Origin of the sequence: Shewanella sp. HL-SH2 (assembly GCF_051164935.1) — a bacterium.
GTDB classification, from domain to species: domain Bacteria; phylum Pseudomonadota; class Gammaproteobacteria; order Enterobacterales; family Shewanellaceae; genus Shewanella; species Shewanella glacialimarina.
Map to the genome: position 1 here is coordinate 1,442,985 of NZ_CP195035.1, position 13,349 is coordinate 1,456,333.

Here is a 13,349-nt window from a genome sequence, read left to right on the forward strand (position 1 = left end):
ACAACTTAAACAAGAAATCTGTGTGGACATTCACAGGTATTGAGTTATTCGAAATTGCTTCTTCTTAGGAAGTGCAATCAAAAAATTTAAACTCAATGCAACGATGAGTGTTCATAGCAATATGTACAAAAAGACTTTGTTAACTTAGGTTGATAAAGCAATCAGAATTCATTGAGCCGATTCTTCGGAATCAAAAAACTTTAATTGAAGAGTTTGATCATGGCTCAGATTGAACGCTGGCGGCAGGCCTAACACATGCAAGTCGAGCGGCAGCGGGAAGATAGCTTGCTATCTTTGCCGGCGAGCGGCGGACGGGTGAGTAATGCCTAGGGATCTGCCCAGTCGAGGGGGATAACAGTTGGAAACGACTGCTAATACCGCATACGCCCTACGGGGGAAAGGAGGGGACCTTCGGGCCTTTCGCGATTGGATGAACCTAGGTGGGATTAGCTAGTTGGTGAGGTAATGGCTCACCAAGGCGACGATCCCTAGCTGTTCTGAGAGGATGATCAGCCACACTGGGACTGAGACACGGCCCAGACTCCTACGGGAGGCAGCAGTGGGGAATATTGCACAATGGGCGAAAGCCTGATGCAGCCATGCCGCGTGTGTGAAGAAGGCCTTCGGGTTGTAAAGCACTTTCAGTAGGGAGGAAAGGCAGTAGTTTAATAAACTATTGCTGTGACGTTACCTACAGAAGAAGGACCGGCTAACTCCGTGCCAGCAGCCGCGGTAATACGGAGGGTCCGAGCGTTAATCGGAATTACTGGGCGTAAAGCGTGCGCAGGCGGTTTTTTAAGCCAGATGTGAAAGCCCTGGGCTCAACCTAGGAATTGCATTTGGAACTGGGGAACTAGAGTCTTGTAGAGGGAGGTAGAATTTCAGGTGTAGCGGTGAAATGCGTAGATATCTGAAGGAATACCGGTGGCGAAGGCGGCCTCCTGGACAAAGACTGACGCTCATGCACGAAAGCGTGGGGAGCAAACAGGATTAGATACCCTGGTAGTCCACGCCGTAAACGATGTCTACTCGGAGTTTGGTGACTTAGTCACTGGGCTCCCAAGCTAACGCATTAAGTAGACCGCCTGGGGAGTACGGCCGCAAGGTTAAAACTCAAATGAATTGACGGGGGCCCGCACAAGCGGTGGAGCATGTGGTTTAATTCGATGCAACGCGAAGAACCTTACCTACTCTTGACATCCAGAGAATTCGCTAGAGATAGCTTAGTGCCTTCGGGAACTCTGAGACAGGTGCTGCATGGCTGTCGTCAGCTCGTGTTGTGAAATGTTGGGTTAAGTCCCGCAACGAGCGCAACCCCTATCCTTATTTGCCAGCGAGTTATGTCGGGAACTTTAGGGAGACTGCCGGTGATAAACCGGAGGAAGGTGGGGACGACGTCAAGTCATCATGGCCCTTACGAGTAGGGCTACACACGTGCTACAATGGCGTATACAGAGGGTTGCAAAGCCGCGAGGTGGAGCTAATCTCACAAAGTACGTCGTAGTCCGGATTGGAGTCTGCAACTCGACTCCATGAAGTCGGAATCGCTAGTAATCGTGAATCAGAATGTCACGGTGAATACGTTCCCGGGCCTTGTACACACCGCCCGTCACACCATGGGAGTGGGCTGCAAAAGAAGTGGGTAGTTTAACCTTCGGGAGAACGCTCACCACTTTGTGGTTCATGACTGGGGTGAAGTCGTAACAAGGTAGCCCTAGGGGAACCTGGGGCTGGATCACCTCCTTACCTATACGACTAACTCAATACCTAAAGTGCAGAGATGCATGTGAGTGTTCACACAGATTACTTGTTAACTTCTTCGGAAGTAGAGTGAAACACACCGCTTGCCGGTTAAGTGTTGTTCTTTAACAATTTGGAAAGCTGATAGTACTAACTAAAGGCGCATGGATGATGATTCGTTGTCGTTTGTGTGATTACGTTAGTGCGAAAATAATATTGATGCGAAAGCATCAGTATCTTGAGTTCTCAAAACACTGTTTAAGTGTCTTGAATATTCTAAAAACTAAGGCGAGTCACACTTCCTGGTCGGGAGTGAGACAAGTAAAAACCAGCTAGTTGCGATACAGTCTGATTAGTTCATTCTCTTGTTTACAAGGGTTGTGAAACTCATTTGGGTTGTATGGTTAAGTGACTAAGCGTATACGGTGGATGCCTTGGCAGTCAGAGGCGATGAAGGACGTAATAACTTGCGAAAAGCGTTGGCGAGCTAGTAATAAGCATTTGAGCTAACGATATCCGAATGGGGAAACCCGGCCACATAAGTGGTCATCATACAGTGAATACATAGCTGTATGAGGCGAACCTGGGGAACTGAAACATCTAAGTACCCAGAGGAAAAGAAATCAACCGAGATTCCCCTAGTAGCGGCGAGCGAACGGGGATTAGCCCTTAAGTCTATGGGGTGTTAGTGGAATGAGTTGGAAAGCTCAGCGGCACAGGGTGATAGCCCCGTACATGAAAACTAACCATAGATGAAAACGAGTAAGGCGGGACACGTGACATCCTGTTTGAATATGGGGGGACCATCCTCCAAGGCTAAATACTCCTGACTGACCGATAGTGAACCAGTACCGTGAGGGAAAGGCGAAAAGAACCCCTGTGAGGGGAGTGAAATAGAACCTGAAACCGTATACGTACAAGCAGTGGGAGCGGTTCTTGAGACCGTGACTGCGTACCTTTTGTATAATGGGTCAGCGACTTACGTTTTGTAGCGAGGTTAAGCGAATAGCGGAGCCGTAGGGAAACCGAGTGTTAACTGCGCGTTTAGTTGCAAGGCGTAGACCCGAAACCGAGTGATCTAGCCATGGGCAGGTTGAAGGTTGAGTAACATCAACTGGAGGACCGAACCGACTTATGTTGAAAAATGAGCGGATGACTTGTGGCTGGGGGTGAAAGGCCAATCAAACTCGGAGATATCTGGTTCTCCTCGAAAGCTATTTAGGTAGCGCCTCGAGCGAATACCATTGGGGGTAGAGCACTGTTAAGGCTAGGGGGTCATCCCGACTTACCAACCCTTTGCAAACTCCGAATACCAATGAGTACTACTCGGGAGACAGACAGCGGGTGCTAACGTCCGTTGTCAAAAGGGAAACAACCCAGACCGTCAGCTAAGGTCCCAAAGTGTATGTTAAGTGGGAAACGATGTGGGAAGGCTTAGACAGCTAGGATGTTGGCTTAGAAGCAGCCATCATTTAAAGAAAGCGTAATAGCTCACTAGTCGAGTCGGCCTGCGCGGAAGATTTAACGGGGCTAAACATACCACCGAAGCTACGGGTTTGCAGTTTACTGCAAGCGGTAGAGGAGCGTTCTGTAAGCGGTTGAAGGTGAAGGGGTAACCCACACTGGACGTATCAGAAGTGCGAATGCTGACATGAGTAACGATAAAGGGAGTGAAAAACTCCCTCGCCGAAAGACCAAGGGTTCCTGTCCAACGTTAATCGGGGCAGGGTGAGTCGACCCCTAAGGTGAGGCCGAAAGGCGTAATCGATGGAAAACAGATTAATATTTCTGTACCTCTGCTAACTGCGATGGAGAGACGGAGAAGGCTAGGCTAGCGCGGCGTTGGTAGTCCGCGTTTAAGGTAGTAGGCGGTGTTCTTAGGCAAATCCGGGAACACGTACTTAAATGTACACGTTGAGAGCTGATGACGAGTCACTAAGGTGATGAAGTAGTTGATGCCATGCTTCCAGGAAAATCTTCTAAGCTTCAGGTTAGTAGGGATCGTACCCCAAACCGACACAGGTGGTCGGGTAGAGAATACCAAGGCGCTTGAGAGAACTCGGCTGAAGGAACTAGGCAAAATGGTACCGTAACTTCGGGAGAAGGTACGCTGCTGTTGGTGATGGGACTTGCTCCCTAAGCTGACGGCAGTCGCAGATACCAGGTGGCTGCAACTGTTTATCAAAAACACAGCACTGTGCAAAATCGCAAGATGACGTATACGGTGTGACGCCTGCCCGGTGCCGGAAGGTTAATTGATTGGGTTATCGCAAGAGAAGCTCATGATCGAAGCCCCGGTAAACGGCGGCCGTAACTATAACGGTCCTAAGGTAGCGAAATTCCTTGTCGGGTAAGTTCCGACCTGCACGAATGGCGTAATGATGGCCACGCTGTCTCCAGCCGAGACTCAGTGAAGTTGAAATTGCGGTGAAGATGCCGTATACCCGCGGCTAGACGGAAAGACCCCGTGAACCTTTACTATAGCTTGGCACTGAACATTGAACCTACATGTGTAGGATAGGTGGGAGACTTTGAAGCTTCGTCGCTAGATGGAGTGGAGTCAATCTTGAAATACCACCCTTGTAGTTTTGATGTTCTAACTCTGGCCCCTTATCGGGGTTGAGGACAGTGCCTGGTGGGTAGTTTGACTGGGGCGGTCTCCTCCCAAAGAGTAACGGAGGAGCACGAAGGTTGGCTAAGTACGGTCGGACATCGTACGGTTAGTGCAATGGCATAAGCCAGCTTAACTGCGAGACATACACGTCGAGCAGGTACGAAAGTAGGTCATAGTGATCCGGTGGTTCTGAATGGAAGGGCCATCGCTCAACGGATAAAAGGTACTCCGGGGATAACAGGCTGATACCGCCCAAGAGTTCATATCGACGGCGGTGTTTGGCACCTCGATGTCGGCTCATCACATCCTGGGGCTGAAGTCGGTCCCAAGGGTATGGCTGTTCGCCATTTAAAGTGGTACGCGAGCTGGGTTCAGAACGTCGTGAGACAGTTCGGTCCCTATCTGCCGTGGGCGTTGGATGATTGAGGGGAGCTGCTCCTAGTACGAGAGGACCGGAGTGGACGAACCGCTGGTGTTCGGGTTGTCATGCCAATGGCATTGCCCGGTAGCTACGTTCGGAATCGATAACCGCTGAAAGCATCTAAGCGGGAAGCGAGCCCCAAGATGAGTCATCCCTAGAGCTTTAAGCTCTCTAAAGGGCCGTAGGAGACTACTACGTTGATAGGCAAGGTGTGTAAGCGTTGTGAGGCGTTGAGCTAACTTGTACTAATGACCCGTGAGGCTTAACCATACAACCCAGATGGGTTTTACTGATACGACTTAGTATTAGAATGGGACGCTTAAATAGTGTGACGAGACTCAAACTCAGATAAAGCAATCAGCTTTCCGAATTATTATTTAATGCATCAAGAATAGTGCGTTAGATAACCAAATTTGTCTGGAAACCATAGAGCTGTGGCACCACCTGATCCCATTCCGAACTCAGAAGTGAAACACAGTATCGCCGATGGTAGTGTGGGGTCTCCCCATGTGAGAGTAGGTCATTTCCAGGCGCCAAATAAAACAGCAAGGCCACTCTAATTGAGTGGCCTTTTTGTTTTGTGTCGAAAAATTATTCTTGAGCATAAGTCATACCATTTACATTAAATATGTGATACCATTTACATTAAATATGTGATCTAATTAGTTGTCATTTCCTTATTTCAGTATCGATGAATAATCTCAATCTTGCAGCATTAGTTAAATCTGAGAAAAGCGCACGTAAACGTATGCGTTATCTCGCCTTACTTCATTTTACCGAAGGTCATTCTCGTACTGCTATAGCCAACATGTTGAAGGTCAGTAGAACCAGTGTAAATGCATGGGTTACTCATTATTTAACTCATGGCATTAGCGGCCTAGATGATAAACATAATCCAGGTCGACCCGCTCAATTATCGGCGAAACAACTGGTAAATCTGAAAGAATTTGTACAACGTCAAAGCTTGTCTGAGAGTGGCGGAAGATTGATGGCAAGAGATGTCAGTCTTTTTATTCAGTCTGAATTTGGCGTGACCTTTAAACAGGCAAATATCTACAGATTACTGCATCAATTAGGATTGTCATGGATAACGACCCGCTCTCGTCACCCAAAACAATCTCAAGATATTCAGGACGCTTTTAAAAAACTTCCAGCTGTCAACGATCCTTAACACCCCTGGTCATGTGGCGTTAGATCGCATTGATGTTTGGTTTCAAGATGAAGCCAGATTTGGTCAGCAAAATACAACAACCCGCATTTGGGCAACGAAAGGAACCCGACCACGAGCGGTAAGGCAACAACAGTTTGAATCAGCGTATTTATATGGCGCGGTGTGTCCGGCAACGGGTGCGACAGAGGCTATTATTGCCCCGCATGCCAATAGTGAATATATGTGGGAGCATTTAAAATTAATTTCAGAGGCTACCGAATCGAGTCGCCATGCTTTGGTCATCATGGATGGCGCAGGTTGGCATCAACAGGAGCTGACAGAGGACTTTGATAACCTTAGTATCCTTAAGCTTCCGCCCTATTCGCCAGAACTCAACCCTATAGAACAAGTGTGGCAATGGCTTCGTCAGAATGAACTCGCCAATCGTTGCTTTAGTGGATATGACGATATTGTTGAGCAGTGTTCCATTGCATGGAATCGATTTATTGCAGAGCCGGAAAGGGTGATTCTACTATGTTCTAGACGGTGGACAAAACTGACCAATTAATTAATGTAAATGGTATTACTTACGTAACGGGCTCATTTATGTCTGTAATTAGCTAAGTTAAATAATACTGGTAAGGATTGAATAGTAATCTTGTGTCAGGCCAACCATAAATTAATATCTTCACATATCTACCTACAAATTTTAATTTTTGGCTTATGAGATTATCAATACTGTATCTTTTAATAGATCTGCTGAGATTATTTATAGTAAAACTCATATATTTGAAGCTTACTACTTGTTGAATAAGGGAAAGCTGGTTATAACAGAGTTACATTCCAATTATCGTTATAGCATTTTATTTTATGTCATCACATTCAACTACCAAATGGTCTCAAGCCAATAACTTTCATCAACATAATTTCGATGGCGAGAAAAACACTCGCTATGTGTTGTATTTAACTCTCGTCACAATGCTTGTGGAGATTGTTGCTGGTACCGTATACGGTTCAATGGCCTTACTTGCTGACGGCTGGCACATGGGAACTCATGCCGCGGCTTTTATGATTACATTGTTTGCTTATCGTTATGCTCGAAAGCACGCTAATTCACCACAGTTCACCTTTGGTACTGGCAAAGTTGGAGTGTTAGGAGGATTTACCAGTGCAATAGCGTTAGGTCTTGTAGCAATTGTGATGTTAATCGAGTCAGTCTCGAGACTATTTAATCCCCATGCTATTCAGTTTGAACAAGCTATTCTTGTGGCTATTATTGGATTAACAGTCAATGTTATTAGTGTTTTCTTATTAAAAGATCATCATACTCAAGACCATCAAGACCATCAAGACCATCAAGACCATCAAGACCATCAAGACCATCAAGACCATCAAGACCATCAAGACCATCAAGACCATCAAGACCATCACGACCATCACGACCATCATGACCATCATGACCATCATGACCATCATGAACACAAAGATCACAATCTGACTGCAGCGTACATGCATGTGCTTGCCGATGCGCTGACCTCCGTATTGGCTATCGTAGCATTGCTATTTGGTAAATATATGGGCTGGAGTTGGTTAGACCCTATTATGGGAATAGTAGGTGCTCTGATTATTTCTAAGTGGGCGTGGGGATTGATAAAGCATACCAGTCCATTGCTGTTAGATGATAATCAAGCAAACCCTTTACAAGCGGATATAAAGGCTTTTCTACAACAAGATAACAAACATATTATAGATTTACGTTTAATGCGTATTAACTCTGCTGACTTTGCGCTAATTGCATCAATTGTTGTTCACGAGGATATTGAAAGCTTAAGCTTAAAGTCACAGCTAAGTGAGCGTTTTAGCCAATTAAAACATATCACCCTTGAAGTACATCGCTGTGATTTAACCGAGTGTGGATAAATTTTCAAATAATTTAGCTAATACAAGCTAACTTGTCTGAAAATGCTCCAGTTAGGCGTTTTTGTTGAAAAAGTGCTTTACCTTTCACAGTGGTTTTTGCATAATGCCACTCGTCAACAGGGGTGTAGTTCCAATTGGTAGAACAGCGGTCTCCAAAACCGATGGTTGCGAGTTCGAGTCTTGCCACCCCTGCCAAATTTAGAAGGCCTAGCATTTATGCTAGGCCTTTGTCTTTTCAAGCTTCTCTAGCTTTTCTAGCTTTTATTTCTCTCTATTATCATTTAAATAGATAAATCCAAACTTCGCATATTTGTGCTCGGTGACCAAACGTTGACCCAATGGTGCCCATAATACAAAATTGAACCTTATCTAGATTTAGAGTCTCATCATAATTACTGTCATTTCTGCTTAATTTAGGTTTTGAAATTAGACTAAGTTAATGATCTGAATTGATGAATAGTACCGCTTTATTGTATTTCAGTAATGAAGAGAAGTTGGCTAGCAACTTGCTAAAAAGCCTCAAAGCCTCAAAGCCTCGCAAATATTAGCTGAATACTCCATGACGAGTTAGTTCTATCAATTGCATCACCTCTAGAGCCCTTTTTTCAGTACATATTAAGCTAGCTGGGACTTATCATTCAGATAATGCGTTTGTTCAATATATCCGGCCTCAGAGCAATTAACTGTCAGTCCCGATTTGTACCGATTTGTAATTTAGAAAGTGATTAATGATGCGGTAGCGCCCCTTTTACGGCTTTATCTTAAAAGTCAGGGGGCGAGGTTATAAATTTTATAGTTATGCGGATGCTATATTATACTGCTGAATAGTCCCACATGCTTTGATCGGGAGCAAAAGATTTATCGCGTACTGCATAGTTAGGATAACTAGTGAATATGAGCTATGTAGCGATAAGTTTCTTTACTTGCTCATACTTAGTTCTACCTACGGGGACTTCATCTCCGCAATTTAATAGTAATGTGTATTTACTCCCCTCTTGTAATTTAAGACTCTTTACCTTTCGCATATTTACGAGGTATGAGCGGTGAACTCGAATGAAGCTTTCGGGAAGTAGCTGATTAATTTTCTCAATATTTTTGCTATGGAGAATTTTTTTCGAGCCATCAATTGGTGAGTTGAGGTTAAGCCATGTGTAGTGACCATCAGCTTGGATATAATCTATGTTTTTCAATGATATTAGCTGTATCTCTCCGGCTTTTTTGACACTTAAATATTTACAACTTTGGTATTCGCTTCTTCGGTTTTGTAATAACCGTTCAAAGGCTTGAATAAGTCGCTCCTTGGAGAAGGGTTTGGCGATAAAATCCAATACGCCATACTCAAAAGCTTCAATAGCTTTATCAGCATAAGCCGAAATAATAATGGTATGAAATGCCGCTGCAAGTTTGTTCTTTAATAGAGCAAAGCCATCACGGCCCATCAAGTTCAAATCAAGCAGCAATACATCAATTGAATTTTCACTAAGAAACGACTCTGCATCGTCAATATCATCAAAGCAAATAATCTTAGGGTTTTGTTCCACTAAAATCTCAGATGTTAGACGCAGAATCCGTTGCTGTATCAATGGTTCATCTTCAACAATGACAATTACCATACGTTTCCCGTTATCAATTTTCTATTGGGTTACAATTTAAGTAGCTGATTTGTGATATCCAATTACTGTCCAATTCAAAGCTAACAAACTCTGCATCCATTTGGTTCAGCTCAGCTAATTTAGCGTGAATGAAATCTCTTCCATTGCCGGTTCCTTGATGGTGAGTTTTGTTTTCAATTGGTGTTGTTAAGGTCAAATCGACTCGTTTACCCACTTGAGATACCTTAAGTTCAAAGGTTCTATCGCTGGATATTTTATTGTGAGTAAAACAATTTTCTACCAAGCTATGCAATATAGCCGATGGTACCCAGATCCCATCTATATCGCCAACCACAGCTAATTGGTAATTTTTCTGATAGCGGAGCGACATTATCTGAATATGATTTTTACACAAAGCTATCTCTTCAGATAGTGACACATAATCTTGTTTACTATGCTGAGTAAGCTGGCGAAACTCCTGACTTAAAGCGGAGATCAAAATAAGAGCTTCTTGAGGTTTAGTTTCGATGAGCTCCATTAATTGTGTTAAACAATTCATCAAGAAATGTGGCTGCATATTACGCCTAAGCAGCTCAATTTTGATGCGCTCTGCTTTTAGTGAGTGTTCTTTATGCTTTCTCATCTCTTTGATTAGTGCCACCAACATTGTGAGTACAATAGCGATAAAAAACACGGCAAAACCAAACTCTACAAAATATTCGGGGTAAAAAATAATGAAGCCGATACCAACCAGAATAAGTAATGATACAACGTTACCTTGTCCACTCTTTCGTATTTGCAAGATGTTTACGATAAGAGACCAACATAAAGCGACAAAAAAAAGAGAAACACTGGTGAAATCATAACTAAGATCTAATAAAGAAATCATGATTAAGCTGGTTAAAATGCCAAGTACCCATATTTTAATATGTTCAAGTCGAAAGTAGGTCACATAAAATAGAGGGAGCAGCAAGCTTGTTATAAATGTAAGTATTAGGATTGCGGATAATCTCAAGGTGTGCCAATCGTAGGAATAGTCTAACCAGAACTTTGCTTGTTCTATGCTTAACAGGAGCGCTGCTGATAAACATAGAATACTGAACATTTGATAGGACTTGTCTGCTTGATACAACCAATTTACTAGTTGAAAGATGATAAATAAAATGACTAAGCTACCAATGAAAAAGGCACTTAACATGCTCACAAACAACACAGTAGCATGTAACTTTTGTTCATTCACTATGGCCAGTACATAGCCGATAGAATCGAGCTGCTTACCGACATTAAAAGTCGATATGGTTGCACTTAACAAATGTTGACCATCGGTTAACAACGCATCGGGCAATCGAACTAACGTTTTAACGGTTCCTGGCACTTCATCTTTAAATGCTCTGGCAACAGAACCGTTTTCGTACAGTGATTGCCCATCCCAATGAAACCTTGCCGACCCCAACATGCCTACTAAAAGCGAGGGTGAGCTTGTTAGTGTTTCCCGATGAATACTGATTTTAGCTCGAAGACAAAAAAACTGATTTTGAGGCAATTCATTGAATGTAATATCTTGCCAGTCGCGATTATCTACTTCAGTAGCGTGGCATTGAATACTTGTAGCAGACTCATTATTTTTAATAGATCTTATTTGAATTTTAGTAAATACATTATTAGGTTCCGCAAGAGTCTGTTCAGAATCTTCGGGATTTAATAAAACCGACTTATCGTCTTTTGACCAGACAGAAGATGCTAAACAAAAAAATAGCCCTGCATATAAAAAATAAATTAATAGCTTATATTGCCTCATGCCTCGACCTTGTTTTTATCTTTATTACTTCATTCTATTCTACGTTAATAAACCAAAAGTAACATGTCGTTCACGATGCTTACGAGCAGTTGATGAACTTTCTCCACTAAAGTATCCAGTTGAAGTTTATTGTTATTCCCAGGTAAAAATGATTATCGGTGTTTTTAACCGAATAATAGAGAAAGGAAAGCTAATGATGAGTTTTATTAAATGGGTATTGTTAGTCCTAGGCGCAATGTGCATTTGGGTTTTACTTAATGTGCTATCAACCAAACAAGGTTGGTTTAAAGACCCAATTGCGCCTGCCAATGATAATGCGTCTTTTATGGCTGAGGCGGTTAAGTCAATAAAAAAAGAGGGTAAAGGAAATGGTATTTTTGTGTTGATCAATCAGGGAAAAGTGTTCGATGATTTTACCTACTCTAAAGGTGAAAAAGTAACTAGAGACACAGTTTTTGGTGTTGCATCGTTGGGTAAATGGATCGCCGCGTTTGGCGTTATGAAACTTGTCGAGCAAGGCAAGCTAGAGTTAGATGCGCCAGTAGCGAGTTACCTTACTCGTTGGCAATTACCGCCTAGTCAGTTTGACAATAAACAAGTCACAATACGACGTTTGTTAAGCCATACCGCAGGTATTACCGATGGCTTAGGACACAATGGTTTCTTAACAGCAGAGCAGGTGCAGCCTCTTGAACAGCATCTAACTAAAGCCTTGGACGCAGATGACGGGGTTAATGGTCAAGTTTTGGTGGGAATTGAGCCCGGCACCCAGTTCAAGTATTCAGGAGGGAGTTATAACTTACTGCAACTCATTGTCGAGGAGGTCAGCGGTATGTCCTTTAGCACCTATATGAATAATGAAGTATTTGCGCCTCTGAACATGACCAATACCGGTTACGACAAAGACCTGTTCGGCTCAAATCTAGCGCAATACTTCAACGCTAATGGTGATGTTAGAGATTATCCATATTACACTTCATTAGCTGCAACAGGTCTCTATACTAGTGCTAATGATCTTGCCAAATTTTTGAATCAAAATATTACTGTTCCTGTTGCTCAAAATACTCCTCACAATTTACTTGTAGTATCGACGCTTAAAGACATGCGAAGCCCTAATGCGACTGCCATGGGGCTCGATATTTGGGGCTTGGGAGTGATGCTATTTGCCAGTAACAATGCTGATGATTTTATTATCGGGCATGGCGGGCAATCTCCCTCTTTGAATGCAACTTTGCGAGTAAACCCTAGTTCGGGTAATGGCATCATTATGCTGACCACTGGAAATCGTTCATTAGCTGCTGATACAGCAACAAAATGGACCCTGTGGGAAACAGGTAACCCAGATATTTACATGCTTAAGAACATGATCCCTAAGATGCTAAAAACAACTGCTATAGGATGCTTGGTGATTTTATTGATGAGCATATTTTACATCCTTATGGCCCGACGCAATGCAAGAAAGCTGGCTACTCAACAGCAATAATCACTGCAAATCAACATAACGCAATTTGATAAGGAAAAGTTAAAATGAATAAAATCTCAAAATGTGCAGCTGTAGTACTGGTGATTTTTTTAGCCGGATGCGCCGCTCCAGCAATTGTCTATGAAATTACATCTGAAATTTTGGATGAAAAGCGAATCGATAGGGAAACTAGACGGGCCATTTCCGAAACCCAAAATGACATTGCGCAACTGAATGATAAAACCTCAGGTACAGTTAAGGTATTGGCCAAGCACACCGAAGCTGTTTATCCAGAGCTGTTGTTAGAACAAAATCTCAGCGGTTATGTAACCCTTCGCTACAGCGTAAGCAGGGAAGGTAAAGTTGAGAATATCGAGATAGTCGAACGAAAAGGAGATGTTGCTTTTGAAACCGCAGCGATAAGTGCTGTAAAAACGTGGGAGTATGCACCAATGAAAATACCATATCATGTTGTGTTTGCTAAGCTAGACTTTGTCCCCCAAAGATCAAAATTTAGCATTTGAATAACGCTTCTTTAATCGGACTATTGTTTATTGGCATCATTAAAATGTCGGTTTAGCAACGAAAGAATCTGAAGTTTGATATGAAAATTATAGTACTGCGGCCAAGATTAGTTTGCCACTGCTAGGCT

6 protein-coding genes, 1 tRNA gene and 3 rRNA genes are annotated in these 13,349 nt (G+C 43.1%); 8 read left to right on the forward strand and 2 right to left on the reverse strand.

Annotated elements, in window-relative coordinates:
- The first annotated feature begins 201 nt into the window (after nucleotides 1-201).
- The 6 genes from ACRWP9_RS06290 to ACRWP9_RS06315 all read left to right on the forward strand — a co-directional run bounded on the left by ACRWP9_RS06290 (nucleotide 202) and on the right by ACRWP9_RS06315 (nucleotide 8,040).
- A 16S ribosomal RNA gene (locus tag ACRWP9_RS06290) occupies nucleotides 202-1,746 on the forward strand.
- A gap of 396 nt (nucleotides 1,747-2,142) precedes the next feature.
- A 23S ribosomal RNA gene (locus ACRWP9_RS06295) occupies nucleotides 2,143-5,045 on the forward strand.
- A 146-nt stretch (nucleotides 5,046-5,191) separates the two neighbouring features.
- Nucleotides 5,192-5,307, forward strand: a 5S ribosomal RNA gene (gene rrf, locus ACRWP9_RS06300).
- Together the 16S, 23S and 5S rRNA genes form the textbook arrangement of a ribosomal RNA operon.
- Before the next feature lie 159 nt (nucleotides 5,308-5,466).
- Nucleotides 5,467-6,493 (forward strand): IS630 family transposase gene (locus ACRWP9_RS06305; RefSeq protein ID WP_434928407.1). Its coding sequence is split into 2 segments (ribosomal slippage): nucleotides 5,467-5,922 and nucleotides 5,924-6,493, totalling 1,026 coding nucleotides; the frame shifts between segments, so codons are not numbered across the junction.
- Nucleotides 6,494-6,795: 302 nt separating this feature from the next.
- The gene (locus ACRWP9_RS06310; RefSeq protein ID WP_434928408.1) at nucleotides 6,796-7,845 is read left to right on the forward strand and encodes a cation diffusion facilitator family transporter; all 1,050 of its coding nucleotides are present in this window, start codon (nucleotides 6,796-6,798) and stop codon (nucleotides 7,843-7,845) included.
- Between the two features lie 118 nt (nucleotides 7,846-7,963).
- Nucleotides 7,964-8,040: transfer RNA gene (locus ACRWP9_RS06315), tRNA-Trp, on the forward strand.
- A gap of 704 nt (nucleotides 8,041-8,744) precedes the next feature.
- On the opposite strand, the gene ACRWP9_RS06320 is transcribed toward ACRWP9_RS06315, so the two are convergent.
- Together ACRWP9_RS06320 and ACRWP9_RS06325 are read right to left on the reverse strand one after the other, a co-directional pair.
- A complete protein-coding gene (locus tag ACRWP9_RS06320) occupies nucleotides 8,745-9,458 on the reverse strand; it encodes a LytR/AlgR family response regulator transcription factor (RefSeq protein ID WP_434928409.1) in 714 nt (237 codons plus the stop codon).
- Nucleotides 9,459-9,471: 13 nt separating this feature from the next.
- Nucleotides 9,472-11,235 (reverse strand): sensor histidine kinase, encoded by a 1,764-nt coding sequence (locus tag ACRWP9_RS06325; RefSeq protein WP_434928410.1) that lies wholly within the window; start codon nucleotides 11,233-11,235, stop codon nucleotides 9,472-9,474.
- A gap of 193 nt (nucleotides 11,236-11,428) precedes the next feature.
- On the opposite strand from ACRWP9_RS06325, the gene ACRWP9_RS06330 reads away from it, so the two are divergent.
- Both ACRWP9_RS06330 and ACRWP9_RS06335 read left to right on the forward strand, forming a co-directional pair.
- A complete protein-coding gene (locus tag ACRWP9_RS06330; RefSeq protein ID WP_434928411.1) occupies nucleotides 11,429-12,718 on the forward strand; it encodes a serine hydrolase domain-containing protein in 1,290 nt (429 codons plus the stop codon).
- Between the two features lie 44 nt (nucleotides 12,719-12,762).
- The gene (locus tag ACRWP9_RS06335) at nucleotides 12,763-13,221 is read left to right on the forward strand and encodes an energy transducer TonB (RefSeq protein ID WP_434928412.1); all 459 of its coding nucleotides are present in this window, start codon (nucleotides 12,763-12,765) and stop codon (nucleotides 13,219-13,221) included.
- Nucleotides 13,222-13,349 lie beyond the last annotated feature (128 nt).